The sequence below is a fragment of the Thermostichus sp. MS-CIW-23 genome (assembly GCF_054059455.1).
The window spans coordinates 26,532-45,065 of sequence record NZ_JBSSCC010000013.1; the positions used below are offsets into that span (position 1 = coordinate 26,532).

19 protein-coding genes are annotated in these 18,534 nt (G+C 60.9%); 10 read left to right on the top strand and 9 right to left on the bottom strand.

Annotated elements, in window-relative coordinates; translation table 11 throughout:
• Positions 1 to 38: 38 nt before the first annotated feature.
• The 8 genes from ACVW0B_RS06455 to ACVW0B_RS06490 form a co-directional block, all read right to left on the bottom strand.
• Positions 39 to 1,634 (bottom strand): hypothetical protein, encoded by a 1,596-nt coding sequence (locus tag ACVW0B_RS06455; protein ID WP_457491251.1) that lies wholly within the window; start codon positions 1,632 to 1,634, stop codon positions 39 to 41.
• Positions 1,635 to 1,858: 224 nt separating this feature from the next.
• A complete protein-coding gene (locus ACVW0B_RS06460) occupies positions 1,859 to 2,725 on the bottom strand; it encodes an LmeA family phospholipid-binding protein (protein ID WP_457491252.1) in 867 nt (288 codons plus the stop codon).
• Between the two features lie 106 nt (positions 2,726 to 2,831).
• Positions 2,832 to 4,280, bottom strand: coding sequence for an NAD(P)/FAD-dependent oxidoreductase (locus ACVW0B_RS06465; protein ID WP_457491253.1), 1,449 nt, complete (start codon positions 4,278 to 4,280; stop codon positions 2,832 to 2,834).
• The gene (locus ACVW0B_RS06470; protein ID WP_414349906.1) at positions 4,267 to 4,881 is read right to left on the bottom strand and encodes a nucleotidyltransferase family protein; all 615 of its coding nucleotides are present in this window, start codon (positions 4,879 to 4,881) and stop codon (positions 4,267 to 4,269) included. The genes ACVW0B_RS06465 and ACVW0B_RS06470 overlap by 14 nt, the downstream gene beginning before the upstream one ends.
• The gene (tatC, locus tag ACVW0B_RS06475; RefSeq protein ID WP_457491254.1) at positions 4,871 to 5,653 is read right to left on the bottom strand and encodes a twin-arginine translocase subunit TatC; all 783 of its coding nucleotides are present in this window, start codon (positions 5,651 to 5,653) and stop codon (positions 4,871 to 4,873) included. The genes ACVW0B_RS06470 and tatC overlap by 11 nt, the downstream gene beginning before the upstream one ends.
• A gap of 158 nt (positions 5,654 to 5,811) precedes the next feature.
• Positions 5,812 to 7,017, bottom strand: a complete 1,206-nt coding sequence (locus ACVW0B_RS06480; RefSeq protein WP_414521744.1) for an amino acid ABC transporter permease — start codon at positions 7,015 to 7,017, stop codon at positions 5,812 to 5,814.
• Positions 7,018 to 7,020: 3 nt separating this feature from the next.
• Positions 7,021 to 8,193 (bottom strand): amino acid ABC transporter permease, encoded by a 1,173-nt coding sequence (locus tag ACVW0B_RS06485; protein WP_457491255.1) that lies wholly within the window; start codon positions 8,191 to 8,193, stop codon positions 7,021 to 7,023.
• 108 nt (positions 8,194 to 8,301) lie between these two features.
• A complete protein-coding gene (locus tag ACVW0B_RS06490) occupies positions 8,302 to 9,339 on the bottom strand; it encodes an amino acid ABC transporter substrate-binding protein (RefSeq protein ID WP_457385320.1) in 1,038 nt (345 codons plus the stop codon).
• A gap of 263 nt (positions 9,340 to 9,602) precedes the next feature.
• Between ACVW0B_RS06490 and ACVW0B_RS06495 the strand changes: the two genes are divergently transcribed.
• Positions 9,603 to 10,391 (top strand): amino acid ABC transporter ATP-binding protein, encoded by a 789-nt coding sequence (locus tag ACVW0B_RS06495; protein WP_011432567.1) that lies wholly within the window; start codon positions 9,603 to 9,605, stop codon positions 10,389 to 10,391.
• Between the two features lie 8 nt (positions 10,392 to 10,399).
• Here the strand turns inward: ACVW0B_RS06495 and ACVW0B_RS06500 are convergent, their stop codons facing one another.
• Positions 10,400 to 11,248: a class I SAM-dependent methyltransferase gene (locus ACVW0B_RS06500; RefSeq protein ID WP_457491256.1), complete on the bottom strand. Its 849-nt coding sequence runs from the start codon at positions 11,246 to 11,248 to the stop codon at positions 10,400 to 10,402.
• Between the two features lie 28 nt (positions 11,249 to 11,276).
• Here ACVW0B_RS06500 and ACVW0B_RS06505 point away from each other — a divergent pair, with 28 nt between their 5' ends.
• From ACVW0B_RS06505 to ACVW0B_RS06545, 9 genes are all read left to right on the top strand, one after another.
• Positions 11,277 to 11,492: a hypothetical protein gene (locus tag ACVW0B_RS06505; protein ID WP_457491257.1), complete on the top strand. Its 216-nt coding sequence runs from the start codon at positions 11,277 to 11,279 to the stop codon at positions 11,490 to 11,492.
• Positions 11,493 to 11,623: 131 nt separating this feature from the next.
• Positions 11,624 to 13,039, top strand: coding sequence for an ABC transporter substrate-binding protein (locus ACVW0B_RS06510; RefSeq protein ID WP_457491258.1), 1,416 nt, complete (start codon positions 11,624 to 11,626; stop codon positions 13,037 to 13,039).
• 61 nt (positions 13,040 to 13,100) lie between these two features.
• On the top strand, positions 13,101 to 13,916 hold the full coding sequence (trpA, locus tag ACVW0B_RS06515; RefSeq protein ID WP_457491259.1) for a tryptophan synthase subunit alpha: 816 nt from the start codon (positions 13,101 to 13,103) through the stop codon (positions 13,914 to 13,916).
• Positions 13,917 to 14,387: 471 nt separating this feature from the next.
• Positions 14,388 to 14,906: a phycocyanin subunit beta gene (locus ACVW0B_RS06520; RefSeq protein WP_011432573.1), complete on the top strand. Its 519-nt coding sequence runs from the start codon at positions 14,388 to 14,390 to the stop codon at positions 14,904 to 14,906.
• A gap of 98 nt (positions 14,907 to 15,004) precedes the next feature.
• Complete coding sequence (locus ACVW0B_RS06525) at positions 15,005 to 15,535, top strand: phycocyanin subunit alpha (protein ID WP_457385328.1); 531 nt, start codon at positions 15,005 to 15,007, stop codon at positions 15,533 to 15,535.
• Between the two features lie 315 nt (positions 15,536 to 15,850).
• Entirely contained in the window at positions 15,851 to 16,120 is a 270-nt protein-coding gene (locus ACVW0B_RS06530; protein ID WP_011432575.1) for a phycobilisome linker polypeptide, read from the top strand.
• Between the two features lie 73 nt (positions 16,121 to 16,193).
• The gene (locus tag ACVW0B_RS06535) at positions 16,194 to 16,964 is read left to right on the top strand and encodes a HEAT repeat domain-containing protein (RefSeq protein WP_457491260.1); all 771 of its coding nucleotides are present in this window, start codon (positions 16,194 to 16,196) and stop codon (positions 16,962 to 16,964) included.
• A 64-nt stretch (positions 16,965 to 17,028) separates the two neighbouring features.
• Complete coding sequence (locus ACVW0B_RS06540; RefSeq protein WP_457491261.1) at positions 17,029 to 17,670, top strand: HEAT repeat domain-containing protein; 642 nt, start codon at positions 17,029 to 17,031, stop codon at positions 17,668 to 17,670.
• A 58-nt stretch (positions 17,671 to 17,728) separates the two neighbouring features.
• Entirely contained in the window at positions 17,729 to 18,454 is a 726-nt protein-coding gene (locus tag ACVW0B_RS06545) for a phycobilisome rod-core linker polypeptide (RefSeq protein ID WP_414349917.1), read from the top strand.
• Positions 18,455 to 18,534: the final 80 nt, after the last annotated feature.

Below are 18,534 nucleotides of genomic sequence, written 5' to 3' on the forward strand. Positions count from 1 at the left end.
ACTTTTCCGGGAGGTTTTTCCAGACAGGTCGTCCTTTCTCAAGGCTTGGGCGAGGGAAGGGGGCTGGGCGGGGGCTGCACCCGCATTTCCCCCAGCCATATCTGGGGATCCCCCTGTTGCAGATGCTGCCGCCAATCCTGTGCTGCTGCAGGAGGGATCCCGTCCCCGCTCAAGGCCCAGCTCCAGCCGATCACCTGAGGCCAGCGTTGGGCCTCTAGGGCTGCCAGCAGAGGTTGAGAGGCTTCCGAGCCCAGGGCTGGCCCGCGGATCACCACAGGCACTTCCGGGTTGAGGGCCTCAAGGCGGCGGTACAGCGGTTCAAAAGCGGCGGGATCCCCCGTTACCTGTAGGCTCAGCCAGTCCATCTCAGGGAACCGAGCCCAGGTGGACACGGCCTTGGCATCTTCTCCGTCCAGCTCCACCACCCAGAGCAAATTGGCCGGGGACTCCGTCCCGCTAACGCGAACAGAGCGCAGGGTTTGCATCAGGTGTTGGTAAGCCCGTTGTTGCAGCGAGGACTCCGTCCCACCAAAGGGCTCCCCACCGCTACCGCGAGCGCGTTCGGGATCCCCGTCGCCAACAACGACGGCCAGGATGATGGGGGTGGCAAAGCGCTGGATCCCGCGGGCCCAAGAGCGCAAGGTCTCATCGTGATCCCCATTGGCCAAGGCAGAAAGTTGGGCTGGATCTAGCCGCAGGCGCAGGTAGGGGACTGAGCCGCTTTCCCGCAGGCGACTGGCCAACTGCTGTGGAAAGTCCTGGCGGGGATCCCAGAGGTGATCCACGGCTGCCCAGGCGGGGGGTTGACCGATGGCCTGGCGATAGGCGAGGAGTTGATCCCAAGTGGGAATGCCCGGCCAAGCGACCCCGTGATACAGCCGGCCCGGAGGTGGCGGCAGCGGCCTACCCCGCAGAAAGGGGGCGGAATCGGGTGGGATTGGCGAGGTGAGAACAACCTCCAGCCGCAGCGGCGGCAAGACATCACCGGCAGGGGGATGCGGCAGGGAGAAAGGGAGGATCCAACTGCGCTCCTGGAACTGGCCTCGGATGATCTGCTGAGGGTGAAAGTCCTGGGGAGGTGGCAGCGGTTCCAGCGGGTCTTCCCCCCAGAAAGCCCGTTGGATTACCAAGCGCACCCCTGCGCCGGGGTGGATCAGAGGCGTGGTGGTATCCAGGTGAAAGCTACCCCTGAGGCGGGTGGAGGTCTCGTTGGGCTCAACCCGGAAGGAGAAGGTGAGCTGGTCAGATCGGTAGGTGCCTGGAGCGGGGGAAGCAGTGGGGGGCGGGGATCCCGGCAGGCTTTCGCAGTCGGTGCAGGGAAAAATGGCCTGCGGATGGAGAGAGACAGAAGCCTCGCGGGCAGATTGCAATTGCTGGGGGCTGATGACAAAGCTGGCCCAAAGATGCTTCAGACGGGGATCCCGACCGGGCGAGATATCGGAGAAGGTTCGGCCCTCAGGAGTGGCCGTGCGGGTGCCGGCAGCCGTGCCGTCCAGAGGCACCGTGGAAACTGGGTCGCCAGCACAGCCCCCCAAAAAAACGACCGACAAAATCAGCAGCAGCGCCCAGCCGCAAGTGCTCCGCACCGCTACCGCGACCCAGGGGTCGAGTTTGCAGTTGGATGGCTGGATCATGATCTCACCTCAATACACCACTCCTGCCCGGCTACCGAAGGGAGTCGATGCCGCTCTCGTCTTGTGGACGGTGCGGTTCCCGACGGGGCACCAACGCAAACGGCCAGCAAGATCCCTTTCCCTCCGGTTGCTAGAGGGATCCTCGCCCAGAGGCACACCCTTTGAGATTGATCCCGATCACACCCGTTGCTGAACGGGAAAGGTCTCCGTCCTGCCCAGGCGAACTATCCCTGCGGCACGGTTGCGACTTCTGGGTAAATGGTCAGGATCCCTTCGTAGAGGATTTGGCCGGGCTGCACCTCCAGGCGGTCGATGCGCACGCCGGGATCCAACTGAATGGGGAAATCGGCCAGGCCGGGGATGGGGATCTCTTGGCCTTCGCTCACCCAGAGGGGATTGACCAGCCGCAACCGGTTGGGGCCTTGGGCTTCTAGGCCGGTCAGCACCGTCACCGGCGCTTCCACCCCTTCCGGAGTGGTCAGGTTAGCCTGGATGCGCAGCCGACCCTGTTCCAGCGTGACCTGAGGCTGGCGGATGAGAAAGGGCACCACTTGGCCCCCAACGGGCAACTGCACCTGGGCCTGAGCCAGTTGGGCTTGGATGAGGGGAGTCTGGAGGGTGCGGTTCAGGTCTTCCTCGGTAAGGCGCAAGCTCACCTGCACCGGCACAGGGGCCAATAGCCGCAGCGGGCTCCGTCCCTGGATGGCTTCGCCCACATTGAGGCGAATATCCTGGCCCCGCAGCCGCAGATGGCTGACCTGAAAGCCTTGATAGCTGAGGTTGTCTCCCGACACCTGGGCCTGAGGGATCTGCCCGTTCAAAATCTGGGCGTCGGAGCCGGCAATTTGCACTTGCAGGTTATCGACCCTCTGCACCTCCGAACGGATCCAAGCGGCCACCAAGGGGCTGAGAAGGGATCCGGCAATTTGGGCAAATCCGGGCCAAGGCCAAAACATGGTGGGTAGGCTGAGCAGCAGAGCAAACCCCAGCCGCTGCCCCGCTTGCGAAAGCCGTTGGCGGCGACAGGTTGCCGATTGGGTTTGGAGAGGAGACGGATCTGGACTGGGCCGATGGCAAGACGTGAGCAGCACTGGATACCTCGGGAGCAACAACAAGCGATGGTTTCCACCCAACTACGACCAGACTAGGGCAGGACTTCTCCGCCGAACAGAGGGATCCCCCGCACACTTGGAGAGGCTATCCATCCGTCAACTGCCACCAAAGATACCCCAGCCGCAGGTAGTGAAGCCGTAGCCAGGGCAAAGGGAAAGCGCGGGGCGGCTGGCGAAACAGAGCGCTCATCTGGGAAGGGATCCCGGCGATCTCCTGGGCCAGCATTTTGCCCGCCCACACTGCTGTGGCCACACCGCTGCCGTGATAGGCCAAGCCGTACCACAGGCTGGGATCCGCCGGCGAAGGGCCAATATGGGGGTGAAACTGCCGAGAAAGGCAGACCAGTCCATTCCAGGCGTACTCGATCTCCACCCCTTCCCAAGCAGGGAAAAGACGATAGAGCTGTCGGGTCATCCAAGTGCGCAACTGCTGTCGCTCCGTCGGGGTATCGCGGGTGCCACCCCGTCCCCCAAACAGCAGGCGCCCATCCGGCAGCAGACGGTAATAGAACAGCAGCCGCCGCATGTCGTAGAGCGGCGTCGGATCCCACCACCCCTGCGCTTTCTGCTCCTGAGGCGTTAGAGGTCGGGTGACCAGGATGTTGGACAGTGCCGGCAACAGGGATCCCGCCAGTTGGGGATACAGGGCCTCTGGGGTGTAGCCGTTGGTGGCGATGACCAAGTGTCGAGCGCGCACCGTTCCTCCCGGCGTGTGACAGATGTGTTGGGATCCCACCTTTTCCCAGGCCATGACCGGACTGCCGCTGTACAGTTTTGCCCCCCACCGGTGGGCTGCTTGGGCCAGCCCTTGGGTGAGCTTGAGGGGGTTGAGGCCAAACCCCACCCCGATGTGCAAAGCGCCGTGGTTCTCTTGGCTGTTGAAGCCGCGTTCCCGCAGCTCTTTGGGGTTGAGGAGCTGGGCCGGGTAGCCCGCCACCTGAGTACAGATCTGGTACTCGGCCTCTAACTCCGACCATGCCTGTGGACGATGGGCCACTGCGTAGCAGCCCTGTCCCTGAGCCTCTAGGGAGAAGCCCTCGCTGGCCGCCAGCTCCCGAACGGTTTCCACCGCCTGCCATTGATCCCGATAGTAGCGCTCCGTCTCCGCCAGCCCCACCCGCCGCACCATCTGGGCGTGGGTGAGGTGGCTCGCCCCCACCCCGCAAAAGCCACCGTTGCGTCCCGAGGCCCCCCAACCCAGGGATCCCGCCTCCAGCAGGCAGGCAGAAATGCCATGGTCGCGGGCCAGGTGCAAGGCCGTCGATAGCCCCGTCAATCCTCCCCCCACAATGACCACCTCCGCGCCCACCTGCGCTTGCAAAGGTGCCGGATGCCGCCAACCGGGATCTGCTATCGTGCTGTCCCAGTAGCTGCCGACCGGGCAGGCAGGATCGTAGGTGCTGGCAGGATAAAGGCCCTTTCTCATACGAGCAATGGGAAGAACATCTTGCTGGGCAACGCCGAAGTGCTCGGTACCGCTGAGGCGACCGGTCGCAGGACAAGTGCTGAAGGGGATCCCCTTACTCCTGGGCAACGCTGTCGCAACCGGCAGCAGCGGCCTCCATATCGGCAGGGGTATTGCAGTCCAGGAAGATCTCAGGAGTGTAGAGCTCCACCTCCTGTACCCGCCTGCCCAGATCCTGCAACAACCGGCGCAGGCCCAGGGTTTCTTCTCGGAGATCCAACAGCTTTTCCCGCAAGCGCCTGTCGATCAGGGTAGGGTGCCCCCGTCGCCCTCGATGCACCGGCACAGTAACCCAAGCGCGATGGCGCAGATGGTACTCCAGCAAGCTGTGGTAGATCCACGCCGGGCGGGGCTGATCCACCGCCGAAATGGCCAGCACCTGAAAATCGGCAGGGATCCCTTCCACCCCTACCCGAATGGAGTGGGTCTTGCCCAGCTCAGGAGCCGGATTGACCAGCACCTCTGCCCCTGCCAAGTGGGGTTGGGCTGCCGCCAAATGCTGGGATCCCAGCACCACCCAGGGTTGAAACCCCGCCTGTCGCCACTGAAAAATCTGGTAAGAGAGCAGGGTTTGCCCGTCTTTCCAGGGCAGAAAGGCTTTCGGCTCTCCCATCCGCGTGGAAAACCCAGCCGCCAAGATCAGCGCATGCAGCTTCGGCTCATTTGCCAAGGAGCTTCACCAGCAGAATGCCAAACAAATATAGAAACGTCACAGCCCCGGCCAACAGGCTCTGGGTAAGGGGATCCGTCGAGGGGGTGAGAATGGCCCCCGCCACCACCGCGCCCAGAACCACATAGCGCCAGCCCTTGAACATCTGCTCGGCAGTCACCAGACCCAGCGCCCCCAGCAGCGCCTGCAAAATCGGCACCTGAAAGGCCAGGCCGGTGCTGAACAGCAGCAGCAGCACAAACTCAAAGTAGCGGTCGATGGACCAAGCCTGATCCACCACCCCTTCGCCGTAGCGAATGAAAAAGTTGAGCGCCGCCGGAATGAGGAGATAGTAGGCAAAGACCAAGCCGGCCACAAAGAGAAGGCTGGATCCCAGCACCACCGGCCCCAGCAGCTTGCGCTCCTTCACGCTCAGCCCCGGCAAGACGAAGCGGGCAATTTGGTAGAGCAAAAAGGGTGTGGCCAGCAATAGCCCCGAGTAGGCCGCCACCTTCACAGAAACGAAAAAATACTCCCCCGGCGCCAGTTGCAAAAAGGTAACCCCCCGAGCGGGCACCTCCAGCAGGGCGACAATGCGGTTCACCACGGCAAAGCAAGCGATGATGCAGATCACCACCGCGATCACGCTGGCCAACAGGCGGCTGCGCAGCTCTTCCAAGTGCTCCATCAAGGTCATCTCGACCTCGTAGGGAAACTCCGGATCCCGCACCCGACCAGACTCAGGGGCCGCCGCGGCTTGCTCCGGGGATTCGGTCTCAGAGGCAAGGGTCATGGGCCAAGGTGTAACGAGACGTTCCCCGCTATCTTAGCGCTGCCCCCTCTCCAGGGAAAAGCACTTGTCGAGCCGCTATAGGGGGATGTAGCCCTGGCCTGTTAAGGGGATCCCGGGGCCTGAGCAGATGAAACTGGGAAGGGGAGCGGTTGCAGTTTTTAGCGCTTGCCCAAGCCCAGCGCCTTTTCCACCTGCTGGGCGGCATAGGCCATGGCAAAACAGCAGATAAAGTAGATCAGGCCGATAAAAAACAGCACTTCCCGCTGGGTGCCCAGCCAGTTGGGGTTGGTGAACACCACCCGCCCCGCCTGCAGCAGGTCGATGAGGCCGACAATGAACACCAGCGACGTGTCTTTGAAGAGAGTGAGGAACTCGTTCACCAGCGCCGGAACGGCTGCCCGCAGTGCCTGGGGCAAAATCACCAGAGCCGTCACTTGAAAGGGGTTCAAGCCCAGCGCCCGTGCCGCTTCTAGCTGGCCCAGCGGGATTGACTGCAGGCCGCCCCGCACGTCCTCGGCCACGTACACGGCTGTAAACAAGATGAAGGCCACCTCCGCCCTGATGATCAGGTTGACGCTGATCCCCCCCAGAAAGAAGGGCACCAACAGCCAGGCGGCAAACAGAATGGTGGTCAGGGGCACCCCCCGCACCAGCTCGATCACCAGCGTGCAGAAGATCCGGATTACCGGCAACGCCCGATTGGCCCGGCCCAACGCCAGCAACACCCCAATGGGGAAGCCGATGATCATGGCGGCTGCCGCCAAGATCAAGGTCAGCAGCAGTCCAGACAGTTGCTCAGCCCGCACTGCCGGCCAATTGGGGCCCAGGTTGCCCAGCAGCAGCTCCAGACAGAGGGGCAAGATCAAGGCCCAAACCCAGATGGAAGCCAGCCGCCAGGATTCCCGTCCGCGACTGAGGGCAATAGCGGCAAAAGTCGCTCCAGAGCAAACCGCCAGCCACCCCTGCGACTGGGTTCCCAAAGGCAGGAAAGCGGCCAAGCCCATAGCAGCTCCCAAGAGAATGAGGTAGTGCAGCAGCACACCGCCCCAAGCCCCCCCCGCTACCCCCAAGGTGGCCAGCACAATTCCCAACACCGCCCACACCCGCCACAGTTGGCTGCTGGGGTAGGTGCCGCTGGCAAAGATTTTCAGGTTGGCCGGGATCACCTCCCAGCGGGCTTGGGTGAACGCCCAGTTCCAGAACAGGGAAATTGCCCAGGCCAACACCAAGGCAGAGACCAAGGTGAGCAAGGTGCTCAGCCAGGAGTCGAACAGGTTGCGGCGCACCCAAGCCAGAGGACTTTGTTTCTCCCTGGGGGGGAGTACCTTTTCTTCTACAAGGGGAGAGGAGAGACTGCTGGGCATGGGTTAGCGCTCCACCAATTTGACGCGGGCATTGAGCCAGTTCATGCCGTAGGAAACCACCAGGTTAAAGGTCAGGTAGGTGGCCATGAGGATGGCGAACATCTCCACCGAACGTCCCGACTGGTTGATGATGGTGCTGCTGATGTTGAACAGATCGGAGAAGCCAACGGCAATGGCCAAGCTGGAGTTTTTAATCAAGGTGAGATACTGAGTGTTCAAGGAGGGGATCATGATCCGCAGGGCCTGGGGCACAATCACCAAGCGAAAGGTTTGCAGCTCCGACAGGCCGATGGCCCGGGCCGCCTCCCACTGCCCCCGCGGCACCGCCAAAAAGGATCCCCGCACCACTTCGGCAATGTAGCAGCCGGTGTAGGTCACCAAGCCCAGCATCATGGCGGTAAACTCCGCCGAAAGCTGGATCCCACCCCGGAAGTTAAAGCGCTCCAGTACCGGGACATCCAGCCGCACCGGCGGCTCTGGGAAGAGCACCCAGCAGGCCACCGCCAGCAGCGCCACCCCCGCAGCCACCCACAGGTTCCGCTGCCGGGATCCCAGCTCGGGTCGGCAGACTAGGAGCAGCTTGCGGATCCCCCACCCAGCCGCGATTACAATGGCCAGTGTAGGGATAAACCATCCGCTCAAATCCAACCCGGGCAGCTTCACTCCCCGCTGGTTGATAAAGACAAGCCCGCCGATGGAGAGACTGTTGCGCACCCCCGGCAGGGTGAGGATCACCCCCTGGTACCAGAAGATCACGATCAGCAGCACCGGGACATTGCGAAAGATCTCGGTGATGACGGTAGCCAATTGGCGGGCCAGCCAGTTGCTGGAGAGGCGGGCGATCCCCAAGACAAAGCCCATCGCCGTCGCCAACACAATGCTGACTGCCGACAGCCAGAGGGTGTTCACCGCTCCCACCGCCAGAGCCTTCAGGTAGCTCTCGGAGGGGTCGTAGGGGATCAGCCCCTCGGTGATCCCAAAGTTGGCGGAGTTGCCCAGAAAGCGGAATCCCAAACTGATGCCCAGGCGGCGCAGGCTGGCGAGGAGGTTCTGAGCAAGGATCCCGAACACCAGCAGCACGGCCACGACAAAGGCCACCTGCAGCAAGAGCTTCAGGATACGCTCATCCCGCCACCAGGGGGGGCGAAGGTGGGGCTGGTCAGACAGTGCAGTCATGGGGCGCAGGCAACAATCCAAAGTATGACAGGAAACAAGGGATCCCTGGCCGGTACTGACCAACCGAGATCCCTGTCCCAGGGGGGGCGATGGCTCCCGGATTTGCGATTAGCGGAAAGGCGGCGCGTACTGGATCCCGCCTTTGGTGTAGGGCTGGTTCAAGCCCCGCGGCACGCCCAAGGGGGTCAGGTGGCGGTCGAAGATCTCGCCGTAGTTGCCCACCGCCTTGATGACATTGACCACCCAATCCGGCTTCAGGCCCAGCAGCTCTCCCAGGTTGCCCTCCTGGCCCAAGAAACGACGGATATCGGGATCCTCCGACTTGAGAAACTCCTCCACATTGGCGCTGGTGATCCCCTTTTCTTCTGCATAGAAGAGGGCGTAGACCGTCCAGTTCATGATGTCGGAGAAACTCTCATCTCCGTGGGGAACCAGCGGCCCCAAGGGCTCTTTGGAAATGATCTCCGGCAAGATCACGTGGTCATCAGGAGAAGCCAAGCTGGCCCGGCGGGAGATGAGGGCGCTTTGGTCGCTGGTGATGGCATCGCAACGGCCCTCTTCGTAGGCGTTGAAAGAGGAATCATCGCCGTCGAAGGTTACTGGCGTAAAGGCAATGCCACGGGCGCGGAAGGTATCCGCCAAGTTCAGCTCGGTGGTGGTGCCGGCAATCACACAGATGGTGGCCCCGTTCAGGTCTTCCAGCTTTTCCACCCCCAGCGACTTCCGCACCATAAATCCTTGGCCGTCGTAGTAGGTGGTGGGGCCGAAGGTCACCGCCCACTCGCGATCCCGAGTGAGGGTCCAGGTGGTGTTGCGGCTAATCATATCGACCTCGCCCGACTGAATCGCAGACTGGCGATTGGCCGCCGTCAGGTAGACGTATCGAACCTTGTCCGGATCTCCAAAGAGAGCGGCAGCTACTGCCCGGCAGATGTCGATATCAAAACCCACATACTTGCCTTGGTCATCCAGGTTGCCGAATCCGGGCAGTTGGTTGTTTACCCCACAGATCAACTCGCCCCGAGCCTTGATGCGGTCGGTGAGCGGCCCCAGCTGCGCCCAAGCGGGAAGGGACTGCAGGCCCATAGACAACGCCAGTGCCCCGGCCAAGGGAGCCAATCCGTTCAAATGCTTTATCCAGTTCATAAAATTACCCCATGTCAATCCTCAAGATCTTCGTCGTCAACAGTCGTTCATACACGGCACTTCAACCGAGATACCGTGCCATTGGGTTACACTCCTGCCACACCCCACACCCCATAGAATGGTTTGCCATAGGCGCCTACGATTTTCTCAAAGCCTTACATGTCAGGGCGTATGGAAATGTTGCAGAGGCTACGGTTGTGGCTCGGCCAGTTCTGCCATGGTACCCATGCCTGCTTTGGTGAAACTTAGGGAGTCACCCACCCATGCAAGGATCCCCGCACATAAGGTCTTCACTCTCTCCGCAAAGTGCAGCCAGCGCTGACATTATCCAATGCGAAGATGTTCACAAATGGTACGGCGATTTCCACGTCCTCAAGGGCATTACCACCCGCATCCGCCGCGGAGAGGTGGTGGTGGTCTGTGGGCCTTCAGGTTCGGGCAAGTCAACGTTTATTCGCACGTTGAACCGCTTAGAAGAACACCAGAGAGGGCGCATTGTGGTAGATGGCATTGAGCTAACCAGCGACCTGCGCAACATCGATGCCATTCGCCGCGAGGTGGGCATGGTTTTTCAACAGTTCAACCTGTTTCCCCATCTCACGGTTTTGCAAAATGTAACCCTTGGCCCAATCCACGTGAAAAAGATGAAAAAAAGTGAGGCGATAGAGCGGGCTATGGAACTGCTGAGCCGGGTGGGGATCGCCGAGCAAGCAGAAAAATACCCGGGGCAGCTTTCGGGGGGGCAGCAGCAGCGGGTGGCGATTGCCCGCGCCTTGGCCATGAATCCGGCGGTGATGCTCTTCGATGAGCCCACCTCGGCCTTGGATCCAGAGATGATCAAGGAGGTGCTGGACGTGATGCGGGAGTTGGCCCGCTCGGGGATGACCATGGTGTGTGTAACCCACGAGATGGGCTTTGCCCGCGAGGTGGCGGATCGGATTATCTTCTTCGACCGCGGCAAGATCGTGGAGGAAAACACCCCCCAAGAGTTTTTCAGCAATCCGAAAGAAGAGCGCTCCCGCCTGTTTTTATCCCAGATCCTTTCCCACTAGCGAGTCCTTCAGAAGGGGGTGAGGCGTGCCAGAAAAGCCCCCTCCGGCTCTTGATAGACAATCTGCCCCTGCCAGCCGTTGGCGTGGGCACACTGCAGCAGGGTTTCCGGATCTACAAATAGCCAGGGAAAGGGATCCCCCCGCTGGCCGTTGTACTCGGCTACAAAGTTCACTACCTTGGCTTTTGCCTCGCTCCCTTCCTGCCAATCTTCTGAGCCACCTGCTTCGAGGTGGGCAGGAGCGGCCAGCTTGCCAGAGGGATCTTCCAAGTTTTCTAAACGCCCTCCCTCTTCTGCCGGCAGATTCCGCAGATCTGCGAGGTCGCTGGCATCGCTCAAATCGGTGGAATCCAGGAGCAACTGGCCAGTGGGCTGAACCCAGTGGCGAGCCAGGCGCAAAAAACGCTCCAAGCCCGACAGGGATCCCGCCAAGCCGACGCCGTTCATCAGCAGGAGTAGGGTATCGAAGGGCTCTCCTGGCCCCGCCCAGTGGAAAAGATCGGCGGCAATGCGGCAGCGCACCCCCCGCTCTGCCATAATCTGCAAAGCCACAGGGGAGCGATCCAAAGCGGCCACGGCAAATCCTTCTTCCTGCAGCAGCAGGCTGTGGCGGCCCGTACCGGCGCCGATGTCTAGCACCCGACCGCGGCAGAGTTCCAAGGCCAAGGCTTCCACCTCCGGCAACTCTTGGGTGAAGAACACCTCTGGGGAGACCACCTGGGGCTCTTCCGCCAGCGGGATCCCCTCCAGGCTGTAGGCATGTAAGAGAAGGGATCCCTTGGCCTCTCCTCGGTGCCAGTCCCATAGGGCTTGCTCTAAGGGATCCTGAAGTGGGTAATTCTCGACAGCCTTTATCATGGAAGGGGAAAGCTAAACCATTGACCCGATGGCCATCGTCGCCTTTCTTTACGGTGCCGCTATCGTCCTTTTGCTGATTGCAGCAGTGGTTTGGGCAACATCTCGGCAGTTCAATGTGGAGACCGAGACGCAGATCGGCACCTCGCCAGAAGAGCCCTCCGAGACCTCATCCGTTCCTGTTTCCATTGTGGAGCAGCTAGAGCGCCAATACCGCAACAGCCCTTCCTACCGTCCCGATCCGTGACATACTCCCGCACTCATGCTGATGCATAGTCGGAGATCCTTAGAGATCCTTGGAAAGATGACTTTTGAGGATTCCTGAGGATACAAGCAGTGTCTTTACTGGCCAAAAGCTAGCGTTTTCTCTCTCTATATATGGTTGTCAAGTCTCCGCCACCCATTGTCTACATCGTCCTGGGGCTATTGCTCCTCTGGGGCGGTCATCGCGCTTGGCGGGCGGGCTATGTTCGCTGGCCGGAAGGCATTTCTCTACCGCCAGTATCGCTGCCAGGGTTGGGGGGTGGAGCACAAGATCTGCTCCTGACCAGCGGCGAGCGCACCTTGTTTGCCGATAGCAGTCCCGCTGCCGTTGCCGCTGCAGAGCTGTTGCGCCAAGGTAACCTCAGCGCGGCCATCTCGGTGTTGGAGATGGGGCTGCAAAGCAACCGCAACGACCCGGAAGCTCGCATTTTCTTGAACAACGCCCGCGCCCAGCAGCAGGGCAGTCCCTTGAGCCTGGCGGTGGTGGTGCCCATCTCCAGCAACCCCAACCGCGCCAAAGAGACCCTGCGCGGGGTGGCGCAAGCTCAGGAGGAGCTTTTCCAACAGGGGGGAATCGGAGGACGGCTGCTGCGGGTAGTGATTGCCGACGATGGCGACAACCCTGAGCGAGCAGCAGCGGTGGCCAAAGCCCTGGTGGCGCAGCCTGAGATCTTGGGCGTGATCGGCCATAACACCAGCGATGCCACCCTGGCTGCAGCCGAGGTTTATCAGCCTGCCGGCTTGGCGATGATCTCCTCCACCGCCACCAGCACTCGCATCAGCATGCTGGGGGATGCCATTTTTCGCACCGTGCCCTCGGATCAAGTGGCCGGCACACAACTGGCCCGTTATGCTCTCAACACGTTGCGGTTGCAAAGGGTGGCCATCTTCTACAACCCCAACAGCGCTTACAGTACCAGCCTGCGGGACGCCTTTGCCTCCACCCTGACCAGCGAAGGGGGCATCGTGCTGGCGGAGTTCGACTTATCGGCGTCGGACTTCAACCCCCAGGCCAGCCTGCAAAGGGCCGTCAGCCAAGGAGCCCAGGTAGCTTTTTTAGCTCCCACGGCTTCCGTAGCCGAAAAAGCCCTGGCCGTAGCCCGCGAGAACGCTGTAGCTGGTAAGCCCCTTGCTCTTCTGGGCGGCGATGTGCTCTTCAGCCTCACCACATTGCAAGAAGGGGGAGCAGCGGTAGAGGGCTTGGTGGTGGCGGTACCCTGGCATCCCCAGGTGCCGCGCAACCGCGAGTTTGCCCAGAAGGCAGCCCAGCTCTGGGGAGGGCAGGTGAGCTGGCGCACCGCTCTGGCTTATGATGCCACCCGGGTTTTCTTGCAAGCTTTCAGCCGAGGAGCCACCAGCCGCAGCGCTGTTCTCGCCGCCCTGGGCGACCCGAACTTCCGCTTGCCGGACGGCGCTTCCGGAGAAGTGCGCTTCTTGCCCTCCGGCGACCGCAATGCTCCCCATGTGCTGGTGCGGGTTGAGCCCGGCAACCGCTCCGGTACCGGCTACGATTTTGTGCCTCTCCCCTAGGGATCCCGGCAGACGCTACAGTGGGGGATGCTCTCAATCTCCTCAGAATCGAATGGATCCCATGCCCACTCGGATCACAGCCTGCTTTCAGGCGCTGCGCAGCCGTGGTGAAAAAGCCCTCATCCCCTACCTCACCGCTGGGGATCCCAACTTGGAAACCACCTTTGAGGCTTTGCAGGTTCTGGATCAGAGCGGCGCCGATCTTATCGAGCTGGGGGTACCCTACTCGGATCCCTTGGCGGATGGGCCGGTGATCCAAGCAGCAGCCACCCGCGCCCTCAGTCGGGGAGTCACTTTGGGCGTCATTCTACAAGGCTTGCGCTGTCTCTCGCTGCAGGCCCCCCTGATCCTGTTCACCTACTACAACCCCATCCACCAGCTCGGCATCCCCAACTTTCTGCATCAACTGCGGCAGGCCGGCTGTGCCGGCTTGGTCGTCCCCGATCTGCCTCTGGAAGAGGCGGGATCCCTGCGACAAGCAGCCCAGGCCGAAGAGATCGACCTCATCCTGCTGGTGGCCCCCACCAGCCCCCCGGAGCGCATGCGCCGCATTGCCCAGCAGTCCAGTGGCTTTGTCTACTTGGTCAGCACCACCGGCGTTACCGGCGAACGGGCCACCCTGGAAAAGCGGATCCCGGCTTTGCTGCAGCAACTGCGCCAACAAACCCCCCTGCCGATTGGGGTGGGCTTCGGCATCTCCACTCCCGACCAGGCCCGCCAGATCGCTCTCTGGGGAGCAGATGCGGCGATTGTGGGCAGCGCATTTGTGCAACGGCTGGCCAAAGCCCCCACGCCTGAAGAAGGACTGCAACAAATAGCTCACTTTTGTCGAGCCCTCAAAGCGGCCCTGCAAGAGGTGACCCCTCCAGAGCGCTGACCGAAGCGCGAGGAGCGTGGAGCGGCGGAAAAATCCCCCGGCTTTAGCCGTGGGGAGAACGTCAGTTCTGTTCAGGAGGGCGCCAACTCAGGTTGCTTCCATCTCAAAACAAATGTTTACATTCCGTAAGCCAGCCTGTAGACCCATTTCCCCCCTGCTGCGCCCCATAGTCCAGGGATCCCAGCCTAGGCAGACATTTTGGGGTTGGTAGGTTTGCAAATCTTCACAAAACACTCATCCATCCCGCGATATAAAATTAGGCTGGATGCTCGGCTGTCTGAAAGTCGCAGAGGTTCTTGACCTATCTAAAAATTGGGGGGTTCGGTGGGGGTAGTTTTGAGCAGCCTGCTGCCACGGAATCCCCAGTTTTTGGAGGTCAAAGAGGATCCCGCAAAAAAGCTTGGGATTTGGCTTTTGGGAGGTTCAGCCAGTCGCTCATCGCTTTTTGGAAAGACCAGAAGGAGATCCATCATGCAAGACGCCTTTACCCGGGTGATCGCTCAGGCAGATGCACGCGGTGCCTTTTTAAGTGACCAAGACTTTGACCGTCTGGCGGCTTTGGTGGCAGAGGGCAACAAGCGCCTGGATGCCGTCAACCGCATGACCAGCAACGCCGCCCAAATCGTAACCAACGCAGCTCGGTCTTTGTTTGCTCAAGAGCCGGATCTGATCGCTCCCGGTGGCAATGCCTACACCAACCGTCGCATGGCCGCCTGCCTACGGGACATGGAGATCATCTTGCGCTACATCACCTATGCCACTTTGGCCGGGGATAGCTCTGTGCTGGAAGATCGCTGCCTAAACGGCCTGCGGGAAACCTACATTGCTCTGGGGGTGCCCACCACTTCTGTGGCCAACGGCATTGCTGCCATGAAGAAAGAAGCCCTGGCCAAGATCATGGATCCGAAAGGCATCACCCCTGGCGACTGCTCTGCGCTGCAAAGCGAAGTGGCCAGCTACTTCGATAAGGCTGCTGCCGCCATCGTTTGAGCTTTGGGTCGAAGCTGGCTTAGTCGTCCCTTTTTAGATCGGTTAGATCCCTTCATTTCTGATAGGCAGGTGGAGATCCAGTCCGCCTTTCCTACAGAATGTTCGTTAACAACACAATTGATGAATTTAGGAGTTGCAAGGTGAAAACCGTCATCACTGAAGCGATTGCTGCCGCTGACAATCAAGGGCGTTTTCTGAATGCCAGCGAGCTGCAGGCCGTGAATGGTCGTTACCAGCGTGCTGCTGCTTCTCTGGAAGCGGCCCGTGTCCTAACCAACAATCAGCAAACCCTGGTGCGGGAAGCGGTGCAGGAAGTGTTCAAGAGGTTCCCTTACTTGACCCAGCCGGGTGAAATGGGCCACGGCGATGTGTTTCAGGCCAAGTGTGCCCGCGACATCGGCTACTACCTCCGCTTCATTACCTATTCCCTGGTTGCGGGTGGCACCGGCCCCCTCGATGAATACTTGGTAGCCGGGCTGCGGGAAGTGAACCGCTCCTTTAACCTCTCTCCGAGCTGGTACATCGTGGCTCTGCAGTACATGAAGAGCCGCGCTCTGGGCATGCTGAGCGGCCAAGCGGCCAACGAAGCTGCCATCTACTTCGATTACGCCATCAACGCCCTCAGCTAAGGGATCCCAGGGCAGAGATCCCTGCTTGTTGGGAGTGGACGATCTCTTTCTTTGTCTTCCAATTGTGTGTCTCTCCAGAGCAGGCGACGGCTCCAAAGAGGTCTATTCCACCTGTTTCCAGGTTGGTTTGGCGCCTTGGCTTCTCTTAAGCCGGTTGGGTTGGTCGCCTGCTCTCCAGTCTGGGGTAGTTAGCCTTTGGATTGTAGGCATTGCCCAACGGCAGCGTGCTGGTTCGCGAGAATAGCCGGTACGGCTTGTTCGCTGGTCAGTTTGCCTGTCTTCCAAACGAAGTCTCATAGATACCTGGGGAAAGCGATGTTTGGTCAAAGCACCACCAGCCCTGAAGCCCTGACAGAAGCCGGCAGCCGGGTTTACCGAGTTGAGTACACCGGTCTGCTCAACCCGCCCGATGCTCTGGCCACCTCTGCCAAAGTTCGCCGCAGCACCCTGAGCACCACCGTTCCCTACAGTCGGTTGTCTGCCGAGATGCAGCGCATTCTGCGGATGGGTGGCAAAATCGTGCAGGTCACTGCCTTGTCGGGAGCCAATGCCTCTCCCGCTCAGGGCAACGGCGCTGCTGAGTGAGGGAGGCCCGACGGCCGACTGAAGTTACCGGCAAGGTTGCCCAGGTGTCATGAACAGCTCTGCAACGGTTCGTATGGCATCCAACACGGCGGTGCTGCCGCAGCAGCTCACTTGGGAGCAGGCGATAGCCCGGCTGCAGGGGGATGACTTGCAAGATCGCTACTATGCCGCCTGGTACTTGGGCACAGTTCGGGATCCAAGGGGGGTAGAGCCGCTGCTTTTGGCGTTGCAGGATGAACGGGATCGCACCGCCTTGGGGGGCTATCCTCTGCGCCGCAATGCTGCCAAGGCCCTGGGGCAAATCGGGGATGCGCGGGCCGTGCCCGGTTTGATCGAGGCCCTCACCTGTACTGACTTCCACGTGCGGGAAGAGGCTGCCTATGCCTTGGCTCAATTGGGGGACAAGCGAGCAGTGGATCCCTTGCTGGCACTGTTGCAGTCCCGCGAGCAGGAGCAGCCCTGGGAAGCCCTTATCGAGGCCTTGGGTCAGCTTCAGGCCACTGAGGCTGAGGCAGCGATCCGGCCCTTTTTGAGCCATCCCTCTGAGCGGGTGCGTTCGGCAGCGGCTTGGGTGCTCTATCGCTTTACGCAAGCCGAGGAGCTGACCCAAATCCTGGTGGCGCTACTGGCCCACTCCAACTCCAGCCTACGACAGGCCGCTTTGTTCGACCTGGCCGAATCGGGATGGGTGGCGGGGGCGCCGCTGCTGGCCACAGCCGACGTGGCTCTCAACCTGCGCATCAATGCTCTGAAGCGGCTGTTCGATGTGGCGCTTCAGTTGGGGTGGGTGCCGCTGGCTCAGGTGACGGCGGTGATCCTGCCGCAACTGGAGAAGCTCTTCTAGGATCCTGGGGCGCTCAGTGCCTTTGATCAGCGGTTTCAAGTGTACCTTTGACTACTCGTTGCCTATGTCCTCCGCCTCGGCTGCTCAAGCGCTTCCCACTGCTGTGGCTCAACTGGCGGCAGAGTTGGAGCAGGCCACGTCGCCTGAGGACTTGCTGCGGGTGGTGAGGGCGCTGGGGGCTCTGGGCCAAGTGGAAGGGATCCCCATCTTAATTCGCGCCTTTGGGTTTAATCGCCCTGCAGTTGGGGAGGCTGCTCTGGAGGAGGTGCTGCGCTTTGGGGAAGCCGCGGTGCAGCCCTTGCTGAGCCATATTGACGGTTTTGACTATGGGGCGCGGGCCTATTCGGTGCGGGCTCTGGCCCGTATTGGCCATGGGGATGCCTACCCCTTTTTGGCGGAAGCCATTGTAGCGGACTTTGCCCCCAGTGTGCGACGGGCGGCGACCCGTGGGCTAGGACGAGTGGCGGCCAAGCGGCCCTTGCTCGATCAAGAGCGAGCCTTGCACCTATTGCGGCAATGCCTTGCCGATGCCGATTGGGGAGTCCGCTATGCCGCCGTCGGATCCCTGACGGACTTGGCTCTCCAGGGTGAACAATCTCTGCGCCCCTCAGCCGAGGCTGCGCTCCAGATGGCCCTGGAAGATGCCGATCCTCTGATCCCTCTCCGCGCCCAGATGAGCTGGCAGGAATTGGCTGCTGAGCCTTAGCTTCCCTGCCCCACTGTGTTTTTCTTAAGTTTTTCTCGTTTTTTTAGGAGCACCATCTATGTCCCTTCCGTTGCTTGCCGATCGCCCCACCACCCAAAATGAACGGGTGCCTCGCTACTTTGTAGCCAGCGACGAAACCCCGCCGGTCTACCGTCCTGACGACCCGACAGGAATTGACAACATCATTCGCGCCGCCTATCGCCAGATCTTCAGCGAGCATCTGATGCTGGAGAGCTATCGGCAAAAAGCTCTGGAGTCCCAATTGCGCAACGGGGCGATCTCGGTCAAAGAGTTTGTGCGCGGCCTGGGCAAGTCGGAGGTGTACCGGGATCTGGTCATGGTTCCCAACGACAACTACCGCTTTATTGAAGTCACCTTCCAGCGCTTCTTGGGTCGGCCCACCTACAGCCAACAGGAGCGCATCAAGTACTCCATCATCGTTGCCACCAAGGGGCTAGATGGCTTCATCGACGCTGTGGTGGATAGCGAAGAGTACAATGCCGCCTTTGGAGACGATGTGGTGCCTTACCAACGCCGTCGCCTGTCGGAAAAGCCCGCCAACCTGGTAACCCCCCGCTATGGAGCTCGTTGGCGCGATGTCTCCGGCGTGAAGCGCTCGACGCGGGAAGTGGTGCGCACCTATCGTCTCACCCGTCCTCCCAAACCCGGGGATCCAGAAAACTTCCTCAACATGGCCCGCATGCTCAATCCCAAGCCGGCTGCACGGCAAAACATCAGCGTCTTCGATCTGAAGATCCCTGACATGACCACCAGCCGCCGCTAGGACTGGACGAACTCCCCAATCCGCCGGGCCGATCGATCCGCTGCTGTTCGGGTGGGTCGGCTCGCCGCTGTGTTTGAGCA

Excerpts from the sequence above, each read along its gene's own strand:
- ACVW0B_RS06455 (WP_457491251.1), bottom strand. The coding sequence starts at position 1,634 with ATGATCCAGCCATCCAACTGCAAACTCGACCCCTGGGTCGCGGTAGCG.
- tatC (WP_457491254.1), bottom strand. The coding sequence starts at position 5,653 with ATGACCCTTGCCTCTGAGACCGAATCCCCGGAGCAAGCCGCGGCGGCC.
- ACVW0B_RS06480 (WP_414521744.1), bottom strand. The coding sequence starts at position 7,017 with ATGCCCAGCAGTCTCTCCTCTCCCCTTGTAGAAGAAAAGGTACTCCCC.
- ACVW0B_RS06485 (WP_457491255.1), bottom strand. The coding sequence starts at position 8,193 with ATGACTGCACTGTCTGACCAGCCCCACCTTCGCCCCCCCTGGTGGCGG.
- ACVW0B_RS06490 (WP_457385320.1), bottom strand. The coding sequence starts at position 9,339 with ATGAACTGGATAAAGCATTTGAACGGATTGGCTCCCTTGGCCGGGGCA.
- ACVW0B_RS06495 (WP_011432567.1), top strand. The coding sequence starts at position 9,603 with ATGCAAGGATCCCCGCACATAAGGTCTTCACTCTCTCCGCAAAGTGCA.
- ACVW0B_RS06500 (WP_457491256.1), bottom strand. The coding sequence starts at position 11,248 with ATGATAAAGGCTGTCGAGAATTACCCACTTCAGGATCCCTTAGAGCAA.
- ACVW0B_RS06505 (WP_457491257.1), top strand. The coding sequence starts at position 11,277 with ATGGCCATCGTCGCCTTTCTTTACGGTGCCGCTATCGTCCTTTTGCTG.
- ACVW0B_RS06510 (WP_457491258.1), top strand. The coding sequence starts at position 11,624 with ATGGTTGTCAAGTCTCCGCCACCCATTGTCTACATCGTCCTGGGGCTA.
- trpA (WP_457491259.1), top strand. The coding sequence starts at position 13,101 with ATGCCCACTCGGATCACAGCCTGCTTTCAGGCGCTGCGCAGCCGTGGT.
- ACVW0B_RS06520 (WP_011432573.1), top strand. The coding sequence starts at position 14,388 with ATGCAAGACGCCTTTACCCGGGTGATCGCTCAGGCAGATGCACGCGGT.
- ACVW0B_RS06525 (WP_457385328.1), top strand. The coding sequence starts at position 15,005 with ATGTTCGTTAACAACACAATTGATGAATTTAGGAGTTGCAAGGTGAAA.
- ACVW0B_RS06530 (WP_011432575.1), top strand. The coding sequence starts at position 15,851 with ATGTTTGGTCAAAGCACCACCAGCCCTGAAGCCCTGACAGAAGCCGGC.
- ACVW0B_RS06535 (WP_457491260.1), top strand. The coding sequence starts at position 16,194 with ATGGCATCCAACACGGCGGTGCTGCCGCAGCAGCTCACTTGGGAGCAG.
- ACVW0B_RS06540 (WP_457491261.1), top strand. The coding sequence starts at position 17,029 with ATGTCCTCCGCCTCGGCTGCTCAAGCGCTTCCCACTGCTGTGGCTCAA.
- ACVW0B_RS06545 (WP_414349917.1), top strand. The coding sequence starts at position 17,729 with ATGTCCCTTCCGTTGCTTGCCGATCGCCCCACCACCCAAAATGAACGG.